A 24,919-nucleotide genomic window follows, 5' to 3' on the forward strand; every position below is an offset into this window, starting at 1 on the left:
CCTTTTAAAGCTTTAGTAAGTATCCGCAATTTGTTTGAGTACCAATTGCATTCTTCTTTTTACTTCGGAGGTTGGATTTTTGTAGTGATTGTTCATAAAACTAAAAATCAAGGTTTTTCCGGTTTTAGTAATGAGGTAACCGCTTAAGCAGTAGTTATTGCTTAAACTGCCAGATTTGGCATATAGCTTGGGATACCCGGCATTGTAATCCCATCCTTTTAATGTTCCTGAAACACCGTTCTGCGGAAAAATAGAGAACAATCGTTGTTGTGGTATGGTCCGGTACATTTTGTTAAGAACCATGACCATAGATTCTGGCGTAAATAAATTGTACCTAGAAAGTCCAGAACCATCAACCCACCTTGGTAGTTGCTTAAGGTCTGCAAGTTCATTTTCAAGTATATACTCGCGTGTTTTTTTGCCGCTTAAAGTATCTGATAGGGTAGAGGAAGACACTATAAGTAGTTGTTCTGCAATAAAATTATCGCTTTCGTGCATCATTTGTACGTATAAAGAATCGGATGCTTGCCCGTAAAGTATTTCCTTTTTACCAGCTATGGGTTTATTGGATAGGCTTATTTTTTGGTTTAAAGCAGATGCTAAGAGTTGTTTGCTCAAAACGGTATCGGTTCTAAAAGGAATTTCAATAGTGTCCTTGCGAGAAGGCGAAAAGTAGAAGGTATTACGCTCTAATTCCCTATTTTTCGTATACCATGTACGAACAACACTATCTTTAAATAAACCGGGTTTAACGTTTAGACCGTTTGTGTTAGATATACTTGTAACGTTTCCGTAGAGGGGAAATGAGGTCATCTCCGGTTGGTAGTAATATTGATAATCATCCCACGCCCAACCTTGGCCTAATTTTTCATCCACATAGTTATTCAGGTTAAAAACTATGGATTTGTACTTCTTTAGAAAATGGTATGCGGTACTATCTTGAAAATGTGGGTGAAGAAATGAAGGGTCTCCGGTTCCTTCTACATATAGCGTATTGTTATTAACACTATACTGTAAGGCGGGAACTTTCTCCGGTAATAATTGTAAAGCCGCAAAAAGTGTGAAGATTTTAGTGTTGCTGGCCGGCGTAAAGTATTTCTCACTTTGGTGGGCATACAAAGTGTCGTTCGTTTCCGGGTCCAAAACTAGTAACCCTACAAACTGATTTTTGTAAAAATTGGAAAGAACTATACCGTCCGTAGATTTTTTTATGGTCTTTTTGTATGAGGTACAGCTAGTTGCAAATATAAGCAGAGCAAAAATCAATAGGCTGTTTTTCATTTTTAATGGTGTCTTAACGCCCGCGTTACGGCTATTTAACAAGAATTTGGCTAACATTTAACAACGCATATGCAATATAGTAAATGCATTAATGTTTAACTTTATGGAGAGAGAATATCTCTTAAACAACTAATAACTTAAACATTTTGAAATATGGCTAGAGCTATGCTTGAATACTCTAAAACAGTATTGAAAAAAGTTAGTTTTGACGCAAAATTGTTCATCAAAGAACTACAAAAAGCAGTCTCAATGCTGCTACCTGAAGAAGTAGATGAACTTAAACTTTGGTTACAGCAGTTTATAACCGATAAACCGGAGCTAAAACAAACTCTTATTTATTTAAAAGCATAATAAAAAAGCCCTCCTTTAGGAGGGCTTTTTTTATGGACTTATGTTATCATACCCTAGTATAGTACAAGGGTTTGTTGGATTTAGGTCTATCTATTTGTTGATGGGACTTATGATTTGTACATCTTGAAAAGCGATAGCCCCTCGTACAATACTGGAGATAACATCTCTTAAAGCATCAGTAATCTGAATTTTGAGCTCACTTTTGTGATATATAAGACTTATTTCGCGGGCAGGAGAAGGTGCTTCAAAGTATTTTAGTTTGCTTTTTTTCTTATCGTCCAGAACCAAGGTGTTCAAATAAGGTAAAAGGGTCATACCTAGGTTTTCGTCCGCTAGATTAATTAGAGTTTCAAAACTGCCGCTTTCCAAACGGAACTGCTTATGGTCTAAATTCCGTGGGGCTTTGCAGAGGTTAATTACATTGTCCCTAAAACAATGGCCGTCTTGCAAAAGAAGAACATCGCTAATATCAAGGTCTTCGGGTTTTAGTGTTTCGGAATTACCCAATCTATGTTCTTTGGGTACATAACCCACAAAGGGTTCATAATATAGAGGGCGTTCTTTTATAAATTCAATTCCCAAGGGTGTTGCGGCAATTGCGGCATCTATATGTCCGTCTTGAATATTTCTAATAAGCGTTTCCGTGCTTTGTTCTTTTATGATCAAATTTACCTTTGGGTACTTGTTGATAAAAGACTTTAGGAACATGGGCAGCAAAGTGGGCATAATGGTAGGTATAATACCTAAAGTAAAATCTCCGCCAATAAATCCTTTTTCCTGATCTACCACGTCTTTGATTCTACTGGCCTCGTTTACGATATTTTTGGCCTGTGCAACAATTTTTGCGCCCACCTCTGTAATAGAAATAGGTTTTTTACTTCGGTCAAAAATTAAGATATCTAATTCATCTTCCAACTTCTGTACTTGCATACTTAGGGTAGGTTGGGTAACGAAGCTTTTTTCGGCGGCTAAAGTAAAATTTCTGTACTCGGCAACGGCCAGTACGTACTGTAGTTGAGTAATTGTCATTTGCTATAAGTTCGAACGATAAAAATATAAAAACTATCAATGATAACTATCATATTACAGGGGCTATTATTCAGTACCTTTATACCATAGAAAAAACAACAAGAATCATGAAACTAAATAGTATAGGATTAAGCGAAAAAGATTCAAAATCATTAAGTGATGATTTAAACGAACTTTTGGCTAATTTTCAGCGTTATTATCAGAATTTAAGAGGTATTCACTGGAACATTAAAGGAAAACGTTTCTTTGAACTTCACCCAAAATTTGAGGAGTTATATACCGAGGCAAACCTTAATGTAGACGAAATTGCAGAACGTATATTAACCTTGGGAGGAGTGCCGTTGCACACTTTTGAAGATTATATTGAAAAGGCAAAAGTACCTGTTGGGAAGAATGTTTCTCATGATGAGGAAGCTATTCGTTTAATAGTAGATTCCCTAAAGGAACTTTTAATTATTGAGAGACGTATTCTAGATGCTTCGGATGAATCTGGAGATGAAGGAACCAACTCTATGATGAGCGATTTCATTACCGGTCAGGAAAAGACAGTTTGGATGATGAAAGCTTGGTTGGCAGAAGAAATATAGTTTAGGTGATTATAGATAGAAATCCCCGATGGACTTATGGTTCATTGGGGATTTTTTTATTACTTATTTTTCTTTTTGCTCTTTTTTGCCAATGGGTTAAAATCCAGACAAAGTTGAATCCAACGCTCTAAATCTTCTTCGGTATCCAATCCATCCGCATCTACATAAATATAACCTTTCATCTTACGGCCGGTTAAATCCATAGGTCTGCAATGCGGCAATTGAAGTATTTCGTTTTGATTATCTTTTCCTATTCTTGCCATCATGCGAGAAGACTCACTGTCCTTATCAATAGTAATGGCAAAGCACATTTTATCATCTACCATAAAGCATAGGGTACCCATCATTTTCTTCTCTTGGGAATACACATGTTTTTGCTTTAATATTTGTCTACATCGGTCTGCAAGATATTCGTCGTAAGCCATATTTTATCTTTTAGGATAAGGAGGTTAGGGTAAAGGTCTGTCCGTTATTCAAAAGTACAGTTTTGTTTTAAATGGTTATGGCGCTAGGGTTGGAGTATCATGGAATTTCAATAAACCTATGACATTATGGGATTACCATTGCTAATGAGTATATTCGAACAACAAAAAATGACAGCGTAATGAAGGTTTTATTTATTGGGGGAACGGGAAATATAAGTACAGCATCTAGCCTTCTGGCGGTGGAAAGAGATGTTGACCTTTATCATTTGAACAGAGGTACAAATAAGGCGGGGCTGGCTGGTGTGAATACAATTTTAGGCGATATAAATAAACCGGAGGAACTTGCTGAATTACAAAAGCATACCTGGGATGTGGTAGTTAATTGGATTGCCTTTACACCCGAAGATATAGAGCGTGATATTCAATTGTTTCAAGGAAAGACAAAACAGTATATATTCATCAGTTCGGCATCTTGCTATCAGACTCCGTTGCAATATCCAATTATAACTGAATCAACGCCGTTATGCAATAATCTTTGGGATTACTCGCACGATAAAATTAGAAGTGAGGACCGTTTAATGAAGGCCTATAGAGAAACCGGTTTTCCTGTTACCATAGTCCGTCCTTCGCTAACTTATGATACGGTAATTCCTATTGCCATTGGGGGTTTTAGGGAATGGACAACGGCGGACCGTATTTTAAAAGGAAAGGAAATTATTGTTCATGGAGATGGTACTTCGTTATGGACCGTAACCCATGCCGATGATTTTGCAAAGGGTTTTGTTGGCTTGTTGGGGTTAACTACGGCCATTGGCCATGCGTTTCATATTACTTCCGATGAAATCTTAAGTTGGAATATGATTTATAAAATTCTAGCGGATGCCTTGGGCAAAGAAGCTAAGGTGGTACATATAGCCTCTGATTTTATTTGTAAAATGGAACCTTCGTTTACCGGTACGCTATTGGCGGATAAAGGGGAAAGTGTCATTTTTGACAATAGTAAAATAAAGACCTTTGTTCCTGGCTTTAAGGCTACCATTCCTTTTTCGGAAGGTATTAGAAGAACATTGAAATGGTTGGATAAAAATCCTGATAATAAAGTGATTGATTCCGAAACCGATGCCAAGATAGAACGAATTCTAAAAGCGTATAAATCAATATAAAAGGAATTAGGCTTTATTTTTCATGGCTTTGGCAATTTCAATACGCATGGGGTCTTTGGTGTCCTCAAGCTCGGCAATTATTTTGGGGTGGTCTTGCTCCCGGGTACGGGAAAGCTTGTACTGGGCCTGGATATCCGTAATCTCAATCTGAAAACCTACTACACCTTTTACTTGTTTTAAGGTGTGGGGAGACATGTTTTTTAGCGAAATTGGGTTCTTGGAGTTTGCTTCGTACTTATCTACTAGTCTGTGCATAGAAGCCATAACTTCTTCCTCACTTAAAATTTTCAACTTACCATACACGTGAACGGCAATATAGTTCCAAGTGGGGACCTCTTCTTCTTTGTACCAAGAGGAAGAAATATAAGAGTGCGGACCATTAAAAATACAAAGTACTTCTTCGTTTTGGTCAAATTCGCGCCATTGGGGGTTGGCTTTGGCAATATGTGCGGTAAGCACTTCTTTTCCATCTTCAGTAGTTTCTAGTTCCAAAGGAATATGGGTAGCCCAGGGTTTATTTTGGTATTGGCTAACAAGAATGCCAAAACTGTTGGCCTTTAAGAAGGCTCTTATTTCTGATGCATTATCGTTACGGTGGTGATCAGGTACGAACATAGGCTGTATGAATATTGATTCTAATGAAACTGGTCTTAAAGAAATTACAAAAGTATCTTTTTGGGGGAATATTATTAGGAATGAAGCAAGGTCTTTTACGAGTAATCTTGTAAATTTAAATTCACTTTAAAATTAAATATATGCCATTTATAAAGAACAGAAAAGGAAAAGAAGAAGTAGATATATTTTACGAAGATTATGGGTCCGGACAGCCGGTTATACTTATTCACGGTTGGCCATTAAGCCACAAAGCTTGGGAGCAGCAAGTTTGGAAAATAGTTGAGGAAGGCTACCGATGCATAGCATACGATAGAAGAGGTTTTGGAGCGTCTTCGGCTCCATGGGGCGATTATGATTATTCTGCCTTGGCCAGCGATTTGAATGCTATAATTGAGGACTTGGACCTGAAAGACGCCGTGATTGTAGGATTTTCTATGGGAGGCGGAGAAGTAGTGCGTTACATGACAGACTATGGAACGGATAAAATTGCAAAAGCTGTGTTGATCAGTTCCATAATTCCGTTGGTGAAGAAGAAAGATGATAATCCGGATGGTGTGCCCGAAGAGGCTCTTGACGGAATCAAAGATGCTTTACAGAACGATCGCGCTGGATTCCTAAAGGAAAAATTCCTAACCGGCTTTTATAATTATGATGACAACAAGGATAAGGTTAGCGAGGCTCAGTTAGAGTATGACTTTAGCATAGCGTCCCATGCTTCACCACGAGCAACGATTCAGGCGGCTTTATCTTGGATGCATACGGACTTTAGGCCTGAATTGAAAAATGTTACTGTGCCCACGCTTATTGTACATGGTGATGCGGATAATACCGTACCTCAGGCTACTTCTGCAGATCAAGCGGCAAAAGGGATTGCGGATAATCAATACGAAGTAATAAAAGATGCGCCACATGGGTTGAACCTTACGCATGCGGAAGAACTTAATCGTATTTTGATAGATTTTCTGAAGAAGTAATAACAAGATATTTTGAATAAAGCCGGGCCTTTGGCCTGGCTTTTTCGTTTCTAAAAATTAAAATGAGTATCAGAGTAAAGTTGATGAATGAAATATCTAGTGAACATATGTTTTATTATTGTAGTAAGCTGTTTGTTGGTGAATTGTAAACAAGTCAGAAAAGCTACTGATTTGATAACGAACCCTTCAGCAAGAGAACTGTATGCAAGGGATTTTGATGAAGACTCCGTATATTTTCCGCAATGGCAGAGGGCGTTTGATGCCAGCCGTAACGATAGTTTACGAATTGATTTGCCTTACTCGGAAACGGGCACTTATTTTTCTCAAAGTTATAGGTCTTACGCATATAATTTTCAACTTGAAAAAGGGGAGACCTTAATGGCAGAGGTTGAAACCGATTCCATTGGTAAAAAAGTATTTCTTGACTTGTACCGCACGACCACCGATTCTTTGTCGACCTTAAAGCACATAAAAAGTAACGATAAAGGAAAGGTTTCATTATCATACGTCGTAGAACAACCAGGAAATTATAAACTGATCGTTCAACCGGAAATGAGTATGACTACACGATTCTTTCTTAGACTGTATACTAAGCCTTTATTCGGTTTTCCCGTTGCGGGCAAAGACAATAAGGCAATTCAAAGTTTTTGGGGAGCTGCTAGAGATGGAGGCAAAAGGTTGCATGAAGGTCTAGATATTTTTGCGGACCGTGGTACACCGGTTTTGGCGGTGGCGGACGGTAGGGTTAGCTCTACAAGAAACCGGGGTTTGGGAGGAAAACAAGTTTGGCAAAGAACAGGCATTTTCGGGTATTCTTTATATTATGCGCATCTGGACAGTATATTAGTAAAATCAGGCGAAAACCTGAAAACCGGTGATACGCTAGGTTTGGTCGGGAATACTGGTAATGCTAGAACTACCAGTCCTCATCTTCATTTTGGCATTTACGAAGGCTACAATGGTGCTATGGATCCATTGCCGTTCGTGAAAACTTCAGAAATACCTGAGTTTGATTATTCGGAGGATTGGCAGGAATCCCCAATAATAATTATTAAAGCTGTTAGGGCAAATCTTAGGAATGCGCCAACTACCAGCGGTCAAAAAATTGGCGAGGCCATAAAAAATGATACAGTAGCCCTACTGGGTACAACCGATTCTTGGGCGCATATCCAGAATAAAAACGGTATGAAGTCATATGTGCATCTTAGTCTAACTTCCATACCTGAAACTATGGATTAGTTATTCGGCTTGTAAGCTTAATTTGGCCATTACGGGAAGATGGTCACTAATATGCTTGTTATTTTCCATCCGGTCATCTATGTGAAGGTAGTTTTCAACTTTCACTCCTTTAACAAAAATATAGTCTATGCGATGGTCCAGTACTCGTGAATGGTCAAACCCGCTAAATGTACCAGTAGGACCATAAAAAGGCTGTTGGGTAATTTCCTTGCCATCTGTCATTTCCTTTTTTAGAAATTGAATAGGTTCTGATTCTGGCTTCAAGTTAAAATCTCCAGTAAGCATCACGGGTATATTATCCGTATTTATCTCATTGATTTTTTTGATTATAAGTGCTGCGGATTTTTCACGGGCCTCCGTTCCTACATGGTCAAAATGCGTATTAAAAACCCAGAACCTTTGTTTGTTCATCTTGTTTTCAAATAGGCTATAGGTGCAAATTCGTTCCATAGCGGCATCCCAACCCACACTTATTTTTTCCGGTGTTGGTGACAACCAAAATGTATTGGACTGTAATAGATTATACTTTTTACTATTGTAAAGAATAGGGGAGAACTCGCCTTTTTTCTTACCGTCATCCCTACCTACACCAATGTAGTTATAGTTTTTTAGCGCCTCGTCCAAATAAGTTAATTGGCTAAACAGAACTTCCTGCATACCCACAAATTCGGGCGCATAATGCTGTAGCAGCTTAACCATAGGAGCTTTACGGTCGTTCCAATTGTTTACGGTATCGTTTACATTGTCATATTTAATATTGTAGCTCATTACTTTTATATCTTGGGCATGTGCTATGCTGAGAGTGAAAAATAGGAGCGAAGCAAAAAATGATTTTAAAGCCATATTTAGTTGAGATATATTCGTTTGCTAGGGCAATTTAAGTATTTTGTATTTCACTTCTCCCAATGGGAAATTAGGAAACTGTTATTTTAAATAATAGAAAAAGAAAAACCGTAAAATGAGTAGGCTGTATTATACGGCCCAAACATTTTACGGTAGTTTTTATTGTTCAAGAATGAACGGGATACTTTTAGTCTTCTCTACGGGAAGGCCTGCTGGAATTACCACGATTCCGGTTATTTGAATTCCTGTTGTTAGAATTTCCAGAACGATTTCTATTCCTGTTTCTATTTCTATTGTTTCTGGAGTTGTTTGAAGGGCGTCTTTGCTGAGGTCTTTTTTCCTCTGTAGTTTCTTCGCCTTCATCTCCATCAATAAATTGATGCTCCGGCATGCGAGGTACCTGTTGTTTGATCAACTTTTCAATATCTTTCAAATAAGCGCGTTCTTCCTTGTCGCAAAAGGAAAGGGCAATACCGCTGGCACTCGCACGTCCTGTTCTACCAATACGGTGCACATAGGTTTCCGGTACATTGGGCAAATCGTAATTTACCACTAAAGAGAGTTCTTCAACGTCAATTCCCCTTGCGGCAATATCCGTAGCGATCAAGACCCTTAATTTTCCGTCCTTAAAATCGCCTAAGGCTTTTTGTCTAGCGGTCTGCGATTTGTTACCGTGTATAGCGGCGGACTTTATATCTGCTTGTGCTAGTTTCTTGACTATTTTATTGGCGCCATGCTTTGTACGTGAAAACACTAAAACGGAATCCGTAGGACGCTCGTTGATTAGGTGCACCAATAACTTGGGCTTGTTAGGTTTGCTAACAAAATAAACACCTTGCTCTACTTTTTCGGCCGTGGCCTGTTGTGGTTTTATGGTAACCCGTTCAAAATCTCCTAAAAGCGTTCTGGAAAGCTCTACGATACTTGATGGCATCGTTGCCGAAAAGAAAAGCGATTGTCTCTGCTTGGGTAGCTTTGCAATGATTTTTTTAATATCGTGAATGAAACCCATATCCAGCATCTGGTCGGCTTCGTCCAAAACTACAAATTCAATATCCCGTAAAGAGATAATGTTCTGGTTCATTAGGTCTAATAACCGTCCTGGTGTGGCAATTAACGCATCCACCCCGTTGCGCAAAGCATTTACCTGTCGGGATTGCTTAACACCGCCAAAAATTACGGTATTCTTAATGTGGGTATGCTTACTGTAGGCCGTAAAGTTATCGGCTATTTGAATCGCTAGTTCGCGTGTAGGGGTAACGATAAGGGTTCGTATACGTCGTTTCCCTCTAGTTTGTTCTTGACTCTTGTGTAAATGATGTATAATAGGAATGCTGAACGCGGCAGTTTTTCCGGTTCCTGTCTGTGCAACTCCTAAAAGGTCTTTTTTGTTAAGTAAAATTGGAATGGCTTGTTCCTGTATGGGGGTCGGGTTTGTGTATCCTTGTTCCTCAATAGCTTTGAGTATAGGCAAAGCAATACCTAAATCTTTAAATGTCATGTATATTTAATAAGCGGCAAAGATACGGCTAATGTTTGGATAAGCCTATAAACACTAATTATAGACCCGCTACGGCAGCCTCTGCACACCGTTCACCGTCCATAGCGGCAGAAACTATTCCGCCTGCATAGCCACCACCTTCTCCGCAAGGAAAAAGCCCTTCCACTTCAGGGTGTTCCAGTTTTTCATTTCTGGGAATATTAACCGGAGATGATGTTCGGGATTCTACCCCTACGATATTCGCCTCAGCCGTGTAATACCCTTTCATCTTATCGCCAAAAGCTTTAAAACCTTGTCTGAGTCTTCCGCCGATCAGTTTTGGAAGTAGGGAATGTAACGGAGCGGAATTCAATCCAGGTTGATAGGAAGTGGGGTTGAGGTCCGCCGAAAGGTTTCCTTCTACAAAATCCGTTAGACGCTGTGCGGGTGCCGTTTGTGTTCTTCCGCCTGCGGTAAATGCCAATCGCTCCAAATCTTTCTGGTATTCCAGTCCCTTTAAGACCCCAAAACGTTCATATTTGTACAAATCTTCATCGGCATTGATCTCTACTACAATACCCGAATTGGCAAATTTGTTGTTTCGTTTTGAGGGAGACATACCGTTAACGACCACTTCTCCGGGAGCCGTTGCAGCCGGAACGATAAATCCGCCGGGACACATACAAAAAGAATACACTCCACGATTCTTTACTTGCTCTACCAAACTATATGCTGCAGCAGGAAGCAATTCATTGCGCTCGCCTGAACAATGGTATTGGATAGAATCGATTATATGTTGGGGATGTTCTACCCGAACGCCCATAGCAAAAGATTTGGCCTTCAGGCCGATTTTCTTGTTGTTCAGTAAATAATAGATATCCCGCGCGGAATGTCCCGTGGCGAGGATAACCCTATTCGCCTTCATTTCATTTCCGTTCTGCAACTGAAGACTTTCTATCTTGTTTTTTTTTACGGTGAAATTGGTAAGTCTTGTATTAAAATGGACTTCGCCGCCATGCTCGATAATGGTTTCCCTTATGTTCTGAACAATTTTAGGCAGCTTGTTGGTTCCGATATGTGGGTGTGCATCTACCAAAATTTCTTCCGTAGCGCCATGATGGACCAAACTTTCAAAAATACGGCGTACGTCTCCGCGTTTAAGGCTACGCGTGTATAATTTACCATCGGAGTAGGTGCCGGCACCACCTTCGCCAAAGCAGTAGTTGGAATCTTCGTTTACCGTATGGTCCTGATTGATGGCTTTTAGGTCCCGTCTCCTGTTTTGAACGTTGTTCCCGCGTTCTAGAACAATAGGTTTGTACCCAAGCTCCAAACAGCGTAGGGCGGCCCACATGCCCGCTGGGCCAAAACCAATGATATGAACTTCCTTGGCTTTGGAAACATCTTGGTACTTAAATTCGTAATCGGGAGCTTTTGAAGGTTTCTCGTTAATGTAGACCTCCATTTTGTAATTGAAATAGATGGTAGGTTTACGGGCATCAATAGATTTACGCAACACCTTAATGGTGATGTTCTTCTCGTCCTCACTCAAATATTTGGCGGTTTTCTGTAAGAGGATATTGGGCTTGCTTTCCTCTTTTAACGATACGCGTAACTGAATTCTTCTTACCATAATGCAAAGCTACTGCGCTTTATGGTATAAAAAAATGCATCCTACGAATTGTGGGATGCATTTTTGAACTTTAATTTGGGTTTGTTACGCTAGAACAGCACTGTTTTGGCGGCATTCTCTAGCTGCGGCTACCATTTCTATAAGGGCTTCCCTGGTTTCCGGCCAGTGTCTGGTCTTTAACCCGCAATCCGGATTGATCCAAAGCTGCTCTACCGGAATCTGTTTGGCAGCTTTTTCCATTAAAGCAACCATTTCCGCCCTTTCCGGAACTCTTGGTGAGTGAATGTCATACACTCCCGGTCCAATCTCGTTGGGATATTTAAAAGTTGCAAAAACATCTAAAAGTTCCATTTGCGATCGCGAACACTCAATGGTTATGACATCTGCATCCATATCCGCTATATTGGAAATGATATCATTGAACTCGGAATAGCACATGTGGGTGTGGATTTGCGTTTCATCCTTTACACCACTAGCGGAAATTCTAAATGCCTTTATGGCCCAGTTCAAATAGGTATCCCAATCTTCTTTACGTAAGGGTAGCCCTTCTCTAATAGCGGGTTCATCAATTTGAATTACCTGTAACCCGGCCTTTTCAAGGTCTACAACTTCATCCCGGATGGCCAACGCAATCTGTGTACAGGTTTCAGAACGTGCTTGGTCATTACGCACAAAGGACCACTGTAAAATGGTAACCGGGCCGGTCAACATTCCCTTTACGGGTTTCTTGGTCAACGATTGTGCAAAAGCGGACCATTTGACCGTCATAGGCGCTTCCCTGGACACATCTCCATAAATAATCGGAGGTTTTACACACCTACTACCGTAGCTCTGTACCCAACCAAAGCTGGTAAAAGCAAACCCGTTTAGTTGTTCCCCAAAGTATTCTACCATGTCGTTTCGCTCAAATTCACCATGTACAAGTACGTCTAGACCCGTACGCTCTTGGAATTCTATGGTTTCCTTTGTTTCCTTTTCCAAAAGAACATTGTACTCCTCAGCAGATAGGTTTCCTTTTTTGAAATTGGCCCTCCAGCTACGTACCTCTTTGGTTTGTGGAAAAGAACCAATGGTAGTGGTAGGGAACAAAGGAAGGTCTAAAGCTTCTTTCTGAAGTTTCTGTCGGGTTGGGAATGTGCTTTCCCTTTGGTCGTCTTTGGCGGTAAGGGCGCTTACGCGTTGTTTTACTTTTTGATTATGAATTAGCGTTGCCGTTTTTTTATTGGCAAGCGCTTCGCTATTCTTTTTTAGCTTTTCCAGACTTCCGGAAAGGTTCTCTTTATTGGCCAACTGTTTGATCGTGGCAACTTCTTCTAATTTTTGTTTGGCGAAAGCCAGCCATTGTTTGATTTCTTCGTTTAGATTCTTTTCATTTGATTCTAAATCCAAATCGCAAGGGGAGTGTAACAAGGAACAGGAAGGCGCAATAAGAACGCGTTCGGCACCCACATGGTCAATTGCTTTTTGAACCAGTTTAAGGGATTGCTCATAGTCGTTTTTCCAGATATTTCTACCATCAACTACTCCTAAAGATAAATGAGTGTAACTATTTAGTTTATTTGATTCTATAATATCATCTAATTGCAACGGGCAGCGTACTAAATCTAAGTGTAAAGTGTGTACAGGTAGAGCTAATGCTGTATCTATATTTTCGCCAAAACAGTCAAAATAATTGGCGACCGTTAATTTTAAACTAGGGAATTTGTTGGCGAAATATGAATAGGTTTGATGTATGGCGCGCTGCTCTTTTTCCGTAAGGTTGAGCGCCAAATAAGGTTCGTCAAATTGAATGTATTCCGCATCAACATCAACCAATTGCTGAAGAATTTCTTCATACGCGGGAAGAAGTCTTTCTAAAAGGTCTATTCTATGAAAGCCATTTTCCTTTTCTTTTCCCAATAGAAGGAAAGAAACAGGGCCGATCAGTACCGGTTTGGTTTTGATGCCTAAGTCTAGTGCTTCTTTGTACTCGTTTATGATTTTATCCGGAGAAACATTAAACACTTGGTTTTTAGTAAATTCTGGAACAATGTAATGGTAGTTAGTGTCAAACCACTTGGTCATTTCCATAGCGGTAATATCCGCTCCATCTTGTTGAATACCCCTTGCCATGGCAAAATAAAGGTCATGGCCGGAGAAAGACGGGTTGTTTGCCAGTGCAGTATAGCGCTCTGGAATACACCCTAAGGTTGTAGAAAGGTCCAATACTTGGTCGTAAAGGGAGAAGTCGTTACTCGGAATCAGGTCTATGCCCTGTTCTTTTTGTAACAACCAGTTTTCTTTCCGGATGTTTTTTGCCGTAGCCAACAAGGATTCAAGGTCTGTTTTTCCAGACCAATATTGTTCTAGGGCTCTTTTTAATTCTCTTTTACTTCCAATTCGGGGATAACCAAGGTTGGTAGTTTTCATTCTGTTGTTTTTCAATTAATATCTATGCAAAGCTATTGTAAAGGATATTTTATCCATAATTATGATTTTAATTAAGAATATTTAACTGTAAACAGGTATTTTTAAAGTGTAAATGAAAAGTAAATGTTCTATAAAGGATGTTTTAAAGACGATTTATCTATGGAAAATTTGGATTTGACCGATTTGAAATTATTAAAACAGCTTCAAAAAAACTCGAATATTACTACAAAAGAGCTGGCAGCTAATGTTAATCTATCTCCAACCCCGGTTTATGAGCGAGTGCGAAAATTGGAAAAAGAGGGGTATATTAAAGGGTATTCCGCTTTGTTGGATGCAGGAAAAATGGGGCTAGAGCTGATTGTTTTTTGTGATATCACCTTAAAACAACATACAAAGGATATTGGAAATCAATTTGTTGAGGATATTTGCGCAGTAAAGGAAGTAACGGAATGTTATAATATTTCCGGCGATTATGATTTTAGGCTGAAAGTGTTGGTGCGTGATATGAAGCATTATCAGGACTTTGTAATCAACACCTTGGGGGCTGTAAATAATATAGGGAGTGCGCATAGCACTTTTGTAATTGGGACTATAAAACAAGGGTATGGTGTTCCGTTTTAGTAGATGCGGACTGCAGTTTGGGGCGGTTTATCTACAGTTGGGTCATATTCATTTTTAAAATGGGCTATGGTTGGGCATCTTTACATCGCTAATTGGCATGGATGTTTTTTAGAAAACAAGAAAAATGGGTGGCAGTAGGATTTTAAAGGAGCTCTTTTGGGGTTTTGTTATCGGGAACATAGTGTTTTTTGGGTTTAATGCATATTGGTATTTTACCAATGAGCAAAGATTTGAATTGATTTTCGAAGATGTCTGGCGGGAGTATATGGTGAACATCATATTTTCGGTGGTGTTGTATATTGTAAATATGTATTGGTTCTATTTTCTTTTGAGGAAATATGAAAGAAATATATATACCATAAAGCGAATGGTGTTCGCGGTCTTGGGAAATGCGGTTATATCCTGTTTTGGTGTTTTTGTAGCCACTTTTATTGCAATGGTTTCTCTCTATGGTAAGTCCGTTCAAGAGGCTTTGGGATATCATTCAACGGATAATTACCTGCGTTCTACTGCAATTTCCCTGATAATAGCTATGGTTTTTTACGCTATCTATTATTACAGGTATAGGCAAGAAAATAAGGTAAAGGAGCAAAAAATAATAGCCAATACGGCATCGGCAAAATTTGATGCATTAAAGAATCAATTAGATCCTCATTTTTTGTTCAACAGTTTAAATGTGTTGTCTAGTCTTATAGAGGAAGACCCGTATCAAGCACAAAAGTTTACTTCTTCTTTATCAAAGGTTTATAGGTATGTACTTGAACAAAAAAGTAAAGACCTGGTTTTGGTTGATGAGGAGCTTAAATTTGCCAGAACGTACGTGCAACTCTTGAAAATGCGATTTGAGGACAGTATTGTTTTTGATATCCCAGAAGCAGCCTTGAACCCGGAATCCAAGATAGTGCCATTGTCACTTCAGTTATTGATTGAAAATGCGGTAAAACATAATGTGGTAACCTCTAGCAAGCCACTACGTTTACAGGTGTTTGAGCAAGAAGGAGAACTGATTGTAATTAATAACTTGCAGGAGAAACAGGTGGTAAAGAAGAGCAGTGGTGTGGGCTTGTATAATATACGTGAGCGCTATGCCCTTTTAACGGACAGGAAAGTTCATATAGATAAAACGGCAACCGAGTTCAGTGTCAAGTTGCCTATACTTTTAAAACAAATTTCAACTATGGAGGTGCAACAAGAGTATATTCAGGATAAACGCTATGAGAAGGCAAAAGAGCGTGTGGAGGCTATTAAAGGGTTTTACGGTAATTTATTGGCGTATTGTATTGTAATCCCCTTCTTGGCTTTTTTGAATTATAGGACGACCAGTTTTCCGTGGGTTATTTTTCCTGTAATGGGATGGGGTTTTGGAGTGGCTATGCACGCTATGGAAGCTTTTGGTACCAATCCGCTGTGGGGAAAACGCTGGGAGGAAAAAAAGATGCGGGAGTATATGGATGATGAAAACTTTTAGTTCGGCTGTAGTGGTGATTTATAACTTAAACGAATAGTTTGCAATTCGGTCTTAAAAAATTACAGTTCAGGAAGTAATATTTTAAAAATGGAGCATTTTGGACGAATTTTGACCCAGTAAACAATAACCGATAAAACACTTAAATTATGGATAGGGAAAGTAAATACATTAGAGCAAAAGAAAGGGTTGAGGCAGAGACGAAATTTTATACAGGGTTAATTTCCTATGTAGTGGCCATAAGCTTTTTGGCGGTCGTAAATTATTTGACGAACGGCTTTGCTTACCCTTGGTTTCTTTGGGCTGCATTTGGTTGGGGAATAGGTGTTGTTGTGGGTGCGATAAAAACGTTCGGAAATAATTCGTTGTTTGGGCGTGATTGGGAAGAGCGCAAAATAAAGCAGTTTATGCAGGAGGATGAGCAGAGAACTAAATGGCAGTAAGTATAATGTTAAAACAAATTAAAATGCATCAATCATTAGATAGAAGGAGTAAACAGGCTAGGGCAAAGAAACAGGTGGAGCGATTAAAAGGGTTTTATATTCATTTAACTGTGTTTGTTTTGGTGAATATCATGGTTATGACCGGAGCTGTAATCGGTAACATGAACAATGGCGAGAGTTTTACAGAGGCGTTCTTTAATTTCGGAACGTTTTCTACATTCTTCTTTTGGGGAATAGGGGTTTTGTTTCATGGTTTTAAGGTGTTCTCGTATAATCCTTTCTTTGGTAAAAAATGGGAGGAGCGCCAAATTCAGAAATATATGGAGGCCGATAAAAACGAAATGAAGAAGTACTTTTAGGTAACTAGATTTGAACCAATCCAACCCAGTATGAAGACCATAATTATAGAAGATGAAAAGCCTGCGGCAAGGCGGTTATCACGTTTGTTGTTGAATTTAGGTGTAGAGGTGTCGCAAATGCTTCACTCTGTTGAAGAGGCTGTTGAGTGGTTTCAAAGTAATACGCATCCTGATCTTATATTCTTGGATATTCAGCTGTCGGACGGACTTTCGTTTGAGATTTTTGACGTTGTAGAGGTGAAAAGTGCTATAATATTTACAACGGCCTATGATGAATATGCGCTACAGGCTTTTAAGTTGAATAGCATTGATTATTTGTTGAAACCCATAGATGATGAGGAGCTGGAGGCGGCTGTTGAAAAATATAGGTCCTTAAGGCCTGAAACCAAACCTATGACGCTCAACTTTGACGATATAAAAAACCTCTTGGTAAACCCGTTGGAGCGGGAATATAAAAAACGATTCACGGCAAGGGTGGGGCAGCACTTAAAAATAATCAATGCAGATGAAGTTGAAAGTTTTTATAGTGAAAACAAAGGAACTTATGCGGCAACTTCGGATGGTAGAAATTACCTTTTGGACACCACCTTGGAAAATCTGGAAAATGAATTGGAACCTCAAACTTTCTTTCGGGTGAGTCGTAAATTTTACATCAATATAAATCATATAAAAGACATTGTTTCTTACACTAATTCTCGGCTTCAAATCAAGTTAAATCACTTTAATGAGCAAGAAATCATTGTAAGTAGAGAGCGCGTCAAAGACTTTAAGTTATGGTTGGAGTAAAGTGATTTAATAGTTTTATTTAAAGTTAATTAATGGTGTGTATAGATTTTTCTTATAGTGCTTATTTTAGCAAAAAATCTATTTTTCTACACGATTTTCATCAAAAGATGAAGGAAGTAACTTTGGAATTAGTTTTATAAAAATGGGCAAGAGCACGGCACCTCCCGGAAGTATAAAAATAGCTAAGGAAGGTATGCTTTTAAAAATATCGATCAGTTGATTTTGTACCTTTTTCTTTTCTTCCGGGGTAAGATCTTTTAAGGTAGATTTTGAAATGAGGTAGACCAATTCTTTGCTTTCGGATAGTTCTTTTTGTAAGCGCTTGCTATTTCTTAAAATCAGTTTATTTACCATTTTGGACATGTTATCATAAAACTGAATCGCTAGATTGGTGTCTTTTAAAAAGGGTATAGTTTTAGAATTTTTTATAAAGAAAATTTTAATTTCCTCAAGGGAATTAAGAATATCCTTTTCTGCTAATTTCAAGTCCTTGCCAAGACCAAATATAAACTCTGATTCTTGGTATTCTAAAGACTTGTCTTCCCATACCGCTAAACAGGCTACATCTAAAAAATATCGGTTTTCAATTTCGGAACGGTTCTCAAGTAGTTTTTCACGGTATGAACCGTCAAAATTTTGGGAATCAATTTCAATAAAGGTCAATGAGGACGCAAATAGTTGTGCCAAACGCTCATCGCTCTTGTTCTTTTCTTTGGAGCTTAGGGCGTGATAGGTAATGTTTATGGTAAGGTACTCTACCAATTGTGCCTGCTCTCTTATGTTTATAGAATTGCATAAGTACCGCTTGAATAGAAGGACATCTATAAATAATAATGAATTGGTAATAATGCTGTTGAATGTCTTGCTAATTAAGTTATCTCCAAGAGAAACTCTAGAATCTATTAGTTTTTCTAACTGCGCAGCCGTTTGTGAGCCGGTAAGTATTTTGCTAAGAAGAGAAATATGACCAATCTCTAATTCTTTATAAAACCGAAAAATTTCTTCTAGAAAAGCCTTGAAGTCCGTTTTGCTGGTCTCCAGGGTGTAGGTACCGTAGAGTGCGTTTAGAAGGTTGATTTTTGCACACTCATCTTCGGAAAGTTTATGTTCGGCAACAATGAATTGTGGAATACCCATGTTGATACCGTAAACGAAACCGGTGCTTCTTAAGTCACGGTAGAGTGTATCAAAACTAGAGTAGCGGTCTCGCTCTTTTTCTACAAGCGAACCGAATTTATTGATCCAACCTGAAGCCGAAGGGTTCATAGTTTTATTGGTTTTTAGAGTGCCAAATTACGCTAAAATGAATAAAAACAATCCTCGTTGGGAATAGAATATGTTTAGATAGCCCATTTTTAAAAACGTAGGTGTATATGGGGTTGGGTATTGTCAAATTACTAATAATGAGAGGATTCAATTATGTATAAAAAGTAATAGGGCTTCTAAGGGAAATGTTTCCGCTGTATTTCATTTAACATTTTATTAACATTTAAAACCAAACCCTGCTATTAAAGTCCCGTAAGTAGGGGTGAATTAATAATCATTAAAAACTTAAAAATGAAAAAGACAAAATTTTTATTTGGCATGGGAATCCTCGCCGTTGTTGGTGCGGTTCTAGTGGCTGCGGATCATATTGATGCGCCAGGAACAACGGGCAATACTGCGGATATTGCGGATTTCTACGGATTTGAATCGCCTTCTAATCCAGAGAATACGGTATTTATTATAGATCTACAGACCAACGTACTTCCTGATTTGGCATATGGAACATTTGATGAAGATGTATTAACGGAAATCAATATAGATACAAATAATGACTTAATAGAGGATTTGGTTATTCAGGCCATCCCTAGAAAAGATACCATGTATTTCTTTGGTCCTGTTGTTCCTGCTGAAACCGGAAAAACCAGTGGTGTTATGGTTGGCACTCCATTAGGGCAAGTTGCTATATCTGGAGAAAGTGCATTAACGACTACTACAGAAGACGGTGTTTCTCTTTTTGCCGGACCAAGACAAGATGCTTTCTTTTTTGATTTTGGACAATTCAATAAAGTAATTGGCGGTACTGCACCAGAAGGTTTTTTACCAGAGGGCGAGGCTGTAGATACTTTTGATGGAGCCAATACAATGGCTTTGGTGTTGGAGATTCCTAATAGCATTCTAGGAGAAACTACGGCAACTAACGCATTAGGCTTAAAAGTGTACAAAACTTGGGTAACTACCAATAGAAAACAATAATAACTAATCTTAAAATCAATAAAAATGAAATTACATACTTTAAAATATATGTTTCTCTCGCTTTGTGCAGCTACCATGTTTGTTGCTTGCGATGATGATGACGCTTTAGAAATGGTAGAGACCAGCTGTACGGATGGTGTTATGAACGGTACCGAAACCGGTGTAGATTGTGGTGGTACTTCTTGTCAGCCGTGCGAAGATGGTGGCGGTGATGGAGATGGTGGTGACGGAATGATGGTTACACCTCCGGATTTTTCAGGAACCTACGCTCAAGTAGATTTTATGGGTAGACCAGGAATCAATACAGTATTGAGTATTCCTGATTTTAAAGATCCTTACAACCAGGCTGTACCGTCTACTATAGCTGAGTTTTATCAAAAAGATTTTGAAAATAGATTAGAAGGTTTGCATGATGTGTATGCAGAGTTGTTAGGTCTTAACCCGGAGGACGTTAATTATCAGCCTAATATTTTAGGAGATATTTTGAATGGTCCTGATAAGGATGGTTTTACTGACAATCCTGTGAGTGCGGAACTTTTAACCACAATTCTAGCGAACGATGTTCTGGAAGTTGCTCCAGATTTGCCAACTACCTATTTTAACCCGGGTACGGGTGCTCCAAATTATGAAGGAGCTATTGGTTTAACGGGTAGAACGTTACAAGATGATGTTATTGATGTTTCTCTAATTCTACTATTTGGTGGAGGTGATGGAGCACGTTTTAACGGACAAGAAGTAGAAGGTGTAGGTACTTTTCCAAGATTAGTTTCGGATGGTGTTGCTTTTACTGCACAACCTACAGATACATTCCCGTATTTGGGAGCTCCTGAATAAGGCGCAAGTCTATGAAAAAGAAGGAGTGGGGAGGATGGTAATCCCGTCCTCCCTTTTTTTAAACAATAATTTCCGAACCTTAAAAACTTGAAGATGAAATACATTACCCTTTCCCTATGCATTGTGTTGCTTTTTCTTTCCTCATGTAAAACCGAGGGAGAAGACCTGTTGACACATAAGGAAGATTATAACAAATATTTGACCTCTCAACCGGCCAACACAACTTCAAAGTATTTTGAACTTTGGAATTCAAAGATAAAACCGGATAGCTCGCAACTTATGAGCTTTGGTATAGTAGGAGGGGAGTATAACCGGTATTTTCAAAATACAGGAGACATACAGTACTTAAAAAAGGCCGAGCAGGTTCTGAAAAAAGCGGTAGATATAGCCGCTATAGGAAAGGCCGGTTATTATAGGGCTTTGGCCAGAAATTATGTATCGCAGCACCGTTTTAGAGAGGCCGCGCAACTTGCAGATTCAGCACGAACGGTAAACAGTGGAGTAGACCAAACTTTAGGGCTTTTGTTTGATGTGAATATGGAACTGGGTAACTACAGTAAAGCTGAAAGTTACTTGGATAGTTTAAAGAACATGAACGATTTTGGATATCTCATTCGATTGGCAAAATGGAATGATTACAAAGGCGACTTGGATACTACCATACGGTTTATGGAAAAGGCAAAACAAAAGGCCGATGATTCAAAAAATAAAGAGTTAAGGCTATGGGCTTACACCAATTTGGCAGACTATTACGGTCATGCCGGAAGAATTGAAGACTCATACAAGCACTACTTAAAAGCATTGGAGTTAGATCCTGGTAACGCATATGCCAAGAAGGGAATAGCATGGATCGTGTTCTCGCACGAAAAAAAAGCAGAGGAAGCCATGCGTATTCTTGATTCTGTTACAAAAACTTACAAAGCGCCGGATTATTATTTGTTGAAGGCCGAGATTGCAGATTTTATGGGAGATGATTTAAAAAGTCTATCCAATTTTGATGCATATTTTGAAATGGTGAAAAACCCGGCATATGGAGATATGTACAATGCCTATAACGTTTCACTTTATTTAGATCGTACGGACCAGTTTGATAAAGCATTGCAGCTCTCAAGAGAGGAAGTGGGTAATAGGCCTACTCCTGAAGCCTATAGTTTGTTAGCGTATAGTCATTTCAAAAAGGGAGATAAAGAGAAAGCCTTGGAAATTGTTCAAGAGTATATTGAAGGCAAAACTTTTGAACCCGGTATACTACTTTATGCGGCTGAAATTTATAAGGCGACCGGACAGGTAGAAAAGGCCGAAGAAATAAAAGCAGAATTGGTTGGTGCAGTTTATGAATTAGGACCTTCGTCAGAAAAAAGTATTATGAATTTGTAAAAGATAAATGGCTTGTTGAGGTTTTACTTCGCAACTGTTTGATTTTCACAGAGGTTTTTAGATTAGAGTTGTTGTTTAAGGTGTCAAAACAGTAGTTTTGGCACCTTTTTTAATGAAAAAAACAAATTAATTGTGTTTTTTTTAACTTTAGTGTAGGAAATTTCAAAACTAATTATTATGTTTACCTTCCAAATTACACATATGCTATTCTATGGTATTATACTATACCTTGAATAAGAACGATTTAACCTAAATAGTCCCCAAAATTAGTAGTGTTATGGAATACATTCTTTTCTTCGCTTGGCTTTCATTTATGTCTATTTTATTATACCGCGTCGTAATAGCTCGACGAGCCCTTAGAAAATCCCTTAAAACTGAAAAATAACCGTTATCGTTTTCTACGATAATACAGAATTGATGGGAGAGTTACATTTTGTTGGAACTCACAACATAAGTTGATACTATACGCGTATTTTCTGTTTAAGCTGTGTTTTTGCTCATTTCCGTCCTTATTTCAACCAAGATCTAATTAGAACGGGCAATAGCAGTAAATCCAGCACCAGTGCGGTTAATAAGGTTACACTTACCAATAAACCAATAGTAACGCTTGGGGCATGCGCCGAGAATAGTAAGATTGAAAAGCCAAAGAACAAGGTAAGCGTAGTTATTATTAACGCTCTACCGGTTTCCGAAAAAGTTATGTTTAGGGCTTCTTCTTTGTCCAACCCTCTATCTCTACATAACTTGTACCTTCCTAAAAAGTGAATGGTGTCATCTACGGCAATTCCAAAAACAATAGCAAAAACAACGGAAATTGTAGATTCCAAGGGAATACCGAAATATCCTAACAAAGCCCCTGCAAACAAAAGGGGAACTAGGTTGGGCAGTAATGAAATTAGTAGCAGTTTGTAGTTTCTGAAAAGAAGGGTCATAATAAGAGCTACAATCAGTAAACCTGCTAAAAGCCCGGATATGAGGCTATCTTGAATGTAATAAGAGTTTTTATCCAAGAGCACCCCACTTCCCGTAAGTTTAAATTTTACTTTGGAGGAGTCAGTTTGACTTGCGATAAAATTGTCGAATCTTTTATATAGTAGATTTAGAGTATCTGTGCCAACATCTAGCACTCTCGCCTTTATTCTGGCTTTGGTCTCGTTTCCGTTTACATATTTATTGTACTGTTTACGGCCCATTTTTTTGATGTCTCTTTTATAGATATCAAAAGTCTTATGGTCTTTGGGCAGTGTAAAATATTCCCTTTTATTTAGGTTGTGAGCTTTGTTAAGGGCTTTGTAAAATGTTGTAACGGATTGTATGTTTTTTATAGGTGCCTCTTGCGTCAGTTGTTGCTCTGCCATCTCAATTTGTTGGATTACATCAAAATCGGATATTTTACTGCTACCTTGGGTCATGATAGCCACTTCTAATGGCCTAAAACCGGAATAGTGGTCTTGAAAGAATTGAAAATCTGTGGCAATAGGGCTATTGGTCGGTAAGCTTTCTTTAATTTGATAGTTGGTATCTATTTTGGTAACTCCAAATGCACAGACTAGTGTAAATATAAAACTTCCGTAAAGTATAGGTCGGTGTCTTTTCTTGGTGAAATCATTCACCTTGCCCAGTAGCCCAGGCCATAGGTTAGATGTTGTCTCCTTAGGTAATAATAGCTCTTTTTTTGGTAGTAATATAAGAGCACTAGTTAGAAAAATTACTGTAACAAAAGCTGTTAAGACTCCCAAAGCAGCATTTGTACCAAAATCACTAATACTACTGGATTTTGACGTTAGTAATGATGCGAACCCTATTGCGGTAGTGGCAGAGGTTAAAAGCGTTGAGGTACCTACTTCTTTTAGTGCAGATAATAACGCGTTCTCTTTGGAAAGCCCTGCCTTAAGTTTGTTTAGATAATCATCTACGATATGGATTACATCAGAAGTGCCCACTATGAGCATTAAAATAGGGTAGAAAGCGGCCATTGCATTAAGCTCCTTTCCTAATACGGACAATAGCCCCATAAAGATCAAGAGCGCTATGGTTATAGAAAACAAGGCTATGAAAACAATGATGACTTTGCGGTAAATCAACAGTAAAACAATGAATATCAAGAGAATGGAGGCGATACTTGTTTTTATCACCTCTTGTTTTTGCATGGCCACCAACGCCTCATAAAAATAGGCGCGGCCCAAAAGGTGATGGTCGGGTAACTCATATTTAGCCAACAGTGCTCTAACTTCGGTCAAAAGAACAATGCTTTGCTCGTAGTCAAGTTTGTTCTCCGTTTCCAATGCCAGTACCAAAGACGTGGCATTTTCATCTATTAGCGCATTAACATATAGGTTGTCTTCCTGTATTTTTTCTAGATCCGTTTTATATTGAGAAGGGTCATCTAAATGGATAATGGGTAATTTGGTATAACCAAATGAGGTTTTTAAGGGATAAAAAAGAGTTGTTAGAGATTGGGATTCGGTTACGTATGGCAGCTTTCGGGCTTCTTTTGATAGTTCATGAAAACGTTCTAAAAACTCTTCTTCAAAAACACCGGAATTATTTTCTACGGCAACTAGTAGAAAATTATCATCGGTACCAAATTCCTCAATAAATTCATTATAAAAAACAAGGTCCGGGTCTCCTTGTGGGAAAAACTGACTAAAATCAAAAGAGAACTTTAAATCATTAAGAGACATTGCCGCTAAAACACTCAAAACACCAAAGGCAAGGAGTACGGTTTTCTTTAAAGCAAGTAATTTATGCATATGGAATATCTGCT

General features: G+C 38.6%; 23 protein-coding genes. 13 read left to right on the forward strand and 10 right to left on the reverse strand.

Annotated elements, in window-relative coordinates:
• Positions 1 to 12: 12 nt before the first annotated feature.
• A complete protein-coding gene (locus SJY45_RS00830; RefSeq protein ID WP_400072936.1) occupies positions 13 to 1,281 on the reverse strand; it encodes a D-alanyl-D-alanine carboxypeptidase/D-alanyl-D-alanine-endopeptidase in 1,269 nt (422 codons plus the stop codon).
• Positions 1,282 to 1,434: 153 nt separating this feature from the next.
• Here SJY45_RS00830 and SJY45_RS00835 point away from each other — a divergent pair, with 153 nt between their 5' ends.
• A complete protein-coding gene (locus SJY45_RS00835) occupies positions 1,435 to 1,632 on the forward strand; it encodes a hypothetical protein (RefSeq protein ID WP_215438895.1) in 198 nt (65 codons plus the stop codon).
• A 90-nt stretch (positions 1,633 to 1,722) separates the two neighbouring features.
• Here the strand turns inward: SJY45_RS00835 and SJY45_RS00840 are convergent, their stop codons facing one another.
• Complete coding sequence (locus SJY45_RS00840; RefSeq protein WP_215438897.1) at positions 1,723 to 2,661, reverse strand: hydrogen peroxide-inducible genes activator; 939 nt, start codon at positions 2,659 to 2,661, stop codon at positions 1,723 to 1,725.
• A gap of 107 nt (positions 2,662 to 2,768) precedes the next feature.
• On the opposite strand from SJY45_RS00840, the gene SJY45_RS00845 reads away from it, so the two are divergent.
• Positions 2,769 to 3,248: a Dps family protein gene (locus SJY45_RS00845; RefSeq protein WP_215914695.1), complete on the forward strand. Its 480-nt coding sequence runs from the start codon at positions 2,769 to 2,771 to the stop codon at positions 3,246 to 3,248.
• A gap of 59 nt (positions 3,249 to 3,307) precedes the next feature.
• Here SJY45_RS00845 and SJY45_RS00850 read toward each other — a convergent pair whose 3' ends face one another.
• Positions 3,308 to 3,673: a TfoX/Sxy family protein gene (locus SJY45_RS00850; RefSeq protein ID WP_400072937.1), complete on the reverse strand. Its 366-nt coding sequence runs from the start codon at positions 3,671 to 3,673 to the stop codon at positions 3,308 to 3,310.
• A gap of 179 nt (positions 3,674 to 3,852) precedes the next feature.
• On the opposite strand from SJY45_RS00850, the gene SJY45_RS00855 reads away from it, so the two are divergent.
• Positions 3,853 to 4,836, forward strand: a complete 984-nt coding sequence (locus SJY45_RS00855) for an NAD-dependent epimerase/dehydratase family protein (RefSeq protein WP_400072938.1) — start codon at positions 3,853 to 3,855, stop codon at positions 4,834 to 4,836.
• Between the two features lie 6 nt (positions 4,837 to 4,842).
• On the opposite strand, the gene SJY45_RS00860 is transcribed toward SJY45_RS00855, so the two are convergent.
• Positions 4,843 to 5,451, reverse strand: coding sequence for an FMN-binding negative transcriptional regulator (locus SJY45_RS00860; RefSeq protein ID WP_400072939.1), 609 nt, complete (start codon positions 5,449 to 5,451; stop codon positions 4,843 to 4,845).
• A 140-nt stretch (positions 5,452 to 5,591) separates the two neighbouring features.
• Between SJY45_RS00860 and SJY45_RS00865 the strand changes: the two genes are divergently transcribed.
• Both SJY45_RS00865 and SJY45_RS00870 read left to right on the forward strand, forming a co-directional pair.
• Positions 5,592 to 6,425, forward strand: a complete 834-nt coding sequence (locus tag SJY45_RS00865; RefSeq protein WP_400072940.1) for an alpha/beta fold hydrolase — start codon at positions 5,592 to 5,594, stop codon at positions 6,423 to 6,425.
• A gap of 138 nt (positions 6,426 to 6,563) precedes the next feature.
• On the forward strand, positions 6,564 to 7,664 hold the full coding sequence (locus SJY45_RS00870; RefSeq protein ID WP_400072941.1) for a peptidoglycan DD-metalloendopeptidase family protein: 1,101 nt from the start codon (positions 6,564 to 6,566) through the stop codon (positions 7,662 to 7,664).
• Here the strand turns inward: SJY45_RS00870 and SJY45_RS00875 are convergent, their stop codons facing one another.
• From SJY45_RS00875 to metE, 4 genes are all read right to left on the reverse strand, one after another.
• On the reverse strand, positions 7,665 to 8,507 hold the full coding sequence (locus SJY45_RS00875; RefSeq protein WP_400072942.1) for an endonuclease/exonuclease/phosphatase family protein: 843 nt from the start codon (positions 8,505 to 8,507) through the stop codon (positions 7,665 to 7,667). It abuts the gene before it with no gap.
• Positions 8,508 to 8,694: 187 nt separating this feature from the next.
• Complete coding sequence (locus SJY45_RS00880; RefSeq protein ID WP_289040424.1) at positions 8,695 to 10,008, reverse strand: DEAD/DEAH box helicase; 1,314 nt, start codon at positions 10,006 to 10,008, stop codon at positions 8,695 to 8,697.
• A gap of 58 nt (positions 10,009 to 10,066) precedes the next feature.
• Positions 10,067 to 11,620, reverse strand: coding sequence for an NAD(P)/FAD-dependent oxidoreductase (locus SJY45_RS00885; protein ID WP_400072943.1), 1,554 nt, complete (start codon positions 11,618 to 11,620; stop codon positions 10,067 to 10,069).
• Positions 11,621 to 11,704: 84 nt separating this feature from the next.
• Positions 11,705 to 14,029 (reverse strand): 5-methyltetrahydropteroyltriglutamate--homocysteine S-methyltransferase, encoded by a 2,325-nt coding sequence (metE, locus tag SJY45_RS00890; protein WP_400072944.1) that lies wholly within the window; start codon positions 14,027 to 14,029, stop codon positions 11,705 to 11,707.
• A gap of 159 nt (positions 14,030 to 14,188) precedes the next feature.
• Between metE and SJY45_RS00895 the strand changes: the two genes are divergently transcribed.
• The 5 genes from SJY45_RS00895 (at position 14,189) to SJY45_RS00915 (ending at position 17,703) form a co-directional block, all read left to right on the forward strand.
• A complete protein-coding gene (locus SJY45_RS00895; RefSeq protein ID WP_215914851.1) occupies positions 14,189 to 14,650 on the forward strand; it encodes an Lrp/AsnC family transcriptional regulator in 462 nt (153 codons plus the stop codon).
• Positions 14,651 to 14,774: 124 nt separating this feature from the next.
• Positions 14,775 to 16,118, forward strand: coding sequence for a 2TM domain-containing protein (locus SJY45_RS00900; protein WP_400072945.1), 1,344 nt, complete (start codon positions 14,775 to 14,777; stop codon positions 16,116 to 16,118).
• Between the two features lie 146 nt (positions 16,119 to 16,264).
• A complete protein-coding gene (locus SJY45_RS00905) occupies positions 16,265 to 16,558 on the forward strand; it encodes a 2TM domain-containing protein (RefSeq protein ID WP_400072946.1) in 294 nt (97 codons plus the stop codon).
• A gap of 23 nt (positions 16,559 to 16,581) precedes the next feature.
• Positions 16,582 to 16,917, forward strand: coding sequence for a 2TM domain-containing protein (locus SJY45_RS00910; RefSeq protein ID WP_400072947.1), 336 nt, complete (start codon positions 16,582 to 16,584; stop codon positions 16,915 to 16,917).
• A gap of 30 nt (positions 16,918 to 16,947) precedes the next feature.
• A complete protein-coding gene (locus SJY45_RS00915) occupies positions 16,948 to 17,703 on the forward strand; it encodes a LytR/AlgR family response regulator transcription factor (RefSeq protein WP_400072948.1) in 756 nt (251 codons plus the stop codon).
• Positions 17,704 to 17,781: 78 nt separating this feature from the next.
• On the opposite strand, the gene SJY45_RS00920 is transcribed toward SJY45_RS00915, so the two are convergent.
• Entirely contained in the window at positions 17,782 to 18,969 is a 1,188-nt protein-coding gene (locus SJY45_RS00920) for an LETM1-related biofilm-associated protein (RefSeq protein WP_400072949.1), read from the reverse strand.
• 291 nt (positions 18,970 to 19,260) lie between these two features.
• On the opposite strand from SJY45_RS00920, the gene SJY45_RS00925 reads away from it, so the two are divergent.
• The 3 genes from SJY45_RS00925 (at position 19,261) to SJY45_RS00935 (ending at position 22,152) form a co-directional block, all read left to right on the forward strand.
• Positions 19,261 to 19,941 (forward strand): DUF4331 family protein, encoded by a 681-nt coding sequence (locus tag SJY45_RS00925; protein ID WP_400072950.1) that lies wholly within the window; start codon positions 19,261 to 19,263, stop codon positions 19,939 to 19,941.
• A 24-nt stretch (positions 19,942 to 19,965) separates the two neighbouring features.
• Positions 19,966 to 20,775 (forward strand): DUF4331 family protein, encoded by an 810-nt coding sequence (locus tag SJY45_RS00930; RefSeq protein ID WP_246560448.1) that lies wholly within the window; start codon positions 19,966 to 19,968, stop codon positions 20,773 to 20,775.
• Between the two features lie 93 nt (positions 20,776 to 20,868).
• Positions 20,869 to 22,152, forward strand: coding sequence for a tetratricopeptide repeat protein (locus SJY45_RS00935; RefSeq protein WP_400072951.1), 1,284 nt, complete (start codon positions 20,869 to 20,871; stop codon positions 22,150 to 22,152).
• Positions 22,153 to 22,661: 509 nt separating this feature from the next.
• Here the strand turns inward: SJY45_RS00935 and SJY45_RS00940 are convergent.
• Positions 22,662 to 24,905 carry an RND family transporter gene (locus tag SJY45_RS00940; RefSeq protein WP_400072952.1) on the reverse strand — a complete coding sequence of 748 codons (2,244 nt, stop codon included), beginning with the start codon at positions 24,903 to 24,905 and terminating at the stop codon, positions 22,662 to 22,664.
• Between the last annotated feature and the right edge of the window lie 14 nt (positions 24,906 to 24,919).

The sequence above is a fragment of the Zobellia russellii genome, assembly GCF_044597075.1.
Lineage (GTDB): Bacteria > Bacteroidota > Bacteroidia > Flavobacteriales > Flavobacteriaceae > Zobellia > Zobellia russellii.

Bases quoted from the DNA above. Each gene is read 5' to 3' on its own strand.
- metE (WP_400072944.1), bottom strand. From the start codon at position 14,029: ATGAAAACTACCAACCTTGGTTATCCCCGAATTGGAAGTAAAAGAGAA.
- SJY45_RS00840 (WP_215438897.1), bottom strand. From the start codon at position 2,661: ATGACAATTACTCAACTACAGTACGTACTGGCCGTTGCCGAGTACAGA.
- SJY45_RS00905 (WP_400072946.1), top strand. From the start codon at position 16,265: ATGGATAGGGAAAGTAAATACATTAGAGCAAAAGAAAGGGTTGAGGCA.
- SJY45_RS00880 (WP_289040424.1), bottom strand. From the start codon at position 10,008: ATGACATTTAAAGATTTAGGTATTGCTTTGCCTATACTCAAAGCTATT.
- SJY45_RS00925 (WP_400072950.1), top strand. From the start codon at position 19,261: ATGAAAAAGACAAAATTTTTATTTGGCATGGGAATCCTCGCCGTTGTT.
- SJY45_RS00885 (WP_400072943.1), bottom strand. From the start codon at position 11,620: ATGGTAAGAAGAATTCAGTTACGCGTATCGTTAAAAGAGGAAAGCAAG.
- SJY45_RS00860 (WP_400072939.1), bottom strand. From the start codon at position 5,451: ATGTTCGTACCTGATCACCACCGTAACGATAATGCATCAGAAATAAGA.
- SJY45_RS00935 (WP_400072951.1), top strand. From the start codon at position 20,869: ATGAAATACATTACCCTTTCCCTATGCATTGTGTTGCTTTTTCTTTCC.
- SJY45_RS00865 (WP_400072940.1), top strand. From the start codon at position 5,592: ATGCCATTTATAAAGAACAGAAAAGGAAAAGAAGAAGTAGATATATTT.
- SJY45_RS00830 (WP_400072936.1), bottom strand. From the start codon at position 1,281: ATGAAAAACAGCCTATTGATTTTTGCTCTGCTTATATTTGCAACTAGC.
- SJY45_RS00875 (WP_400072942.1), bottom strand. From the start codon at position 8,507: ATGGCTTTAAAATCATTTTTTGCTTCGCTCCTATTTTTCACTCTCAGC.
- SJY45_RS00835 (WP_215438895.1), top strand. From the start codon at position 1,435: ATGGCTAGAGCTATGCTTGAATACTCTAAAACAGTATTGAAAAAAGTT.
- SJY45_RS00915 (WP_400072948.1), top strand. From the start codon at position 16,948: ATGAAGACCATAATTATAGAAGATGAAAAGCCTGCGGCAAGGCGGTTA.
- SJY45_RS00850 (WP_400072937.1), bottom strand. From the start codon at position 3,673: ATGGCTTACGACGAATATCTTGCAGACCGATGTAGACAAATATTAAAG.
- SJY45_RS00910 (WP_400072947.1), top strand. From the start codon at position 16,582: ATGCATCAATCATTAGATAGAAGGAGTAAACAGGCTAGGGCAAAGAAA.
- SJY45_RS00940 (WP_400072952.1), bottom strand. From the start codon at position 24,905: ATGCATAAATTACTTGCTTTAAAGAAAACCGTACTCCTTGCCTTTGGT.
- SJY45_RS00920 (WP_400072949.1), bottom strand. From the start codon at position 18,969: ATGAACCCTTCGGCTTCAGGTTGGATCAATAAATTCGGTTCGCTTGTA.
- SJY45_RS00845 (WP_215914695.1), top strand. From the start codon at position 2,769: ATGAAACTAAATAGTATAGGATTAAGCGAAAAAGATTCAAAATCATTA.
- SJY45_RS00895 (WP_215914851.1), top strand. From the start codon at position 14,189: ATGGAAAATTTGGATTTGACCGATTTGAAATTATTAAAACAGCTTCAA.
- SJY45_RS00855 (WP_400072938.1), top strand. From the start codon at position 3,853: ATGAAGGTTTTATTTATTGGGGGAACGGGAAATATAAGTACAGCATCT.
- SJY45_RS00900 (WP_400072945.1), top strand. From the start codon at position 14,775: ATGGGTGGCAGTAGGATTTTAAAGGAGCTCTTTTGGGGTTTTGTTATC.
- SJY45_RS00930 (WP_246560448.1), top strand. From the start codon at position 19,966: ATGAAATTACATACTTTAAAATATATGTTTCTCTCGCTTTGTGCAGCT.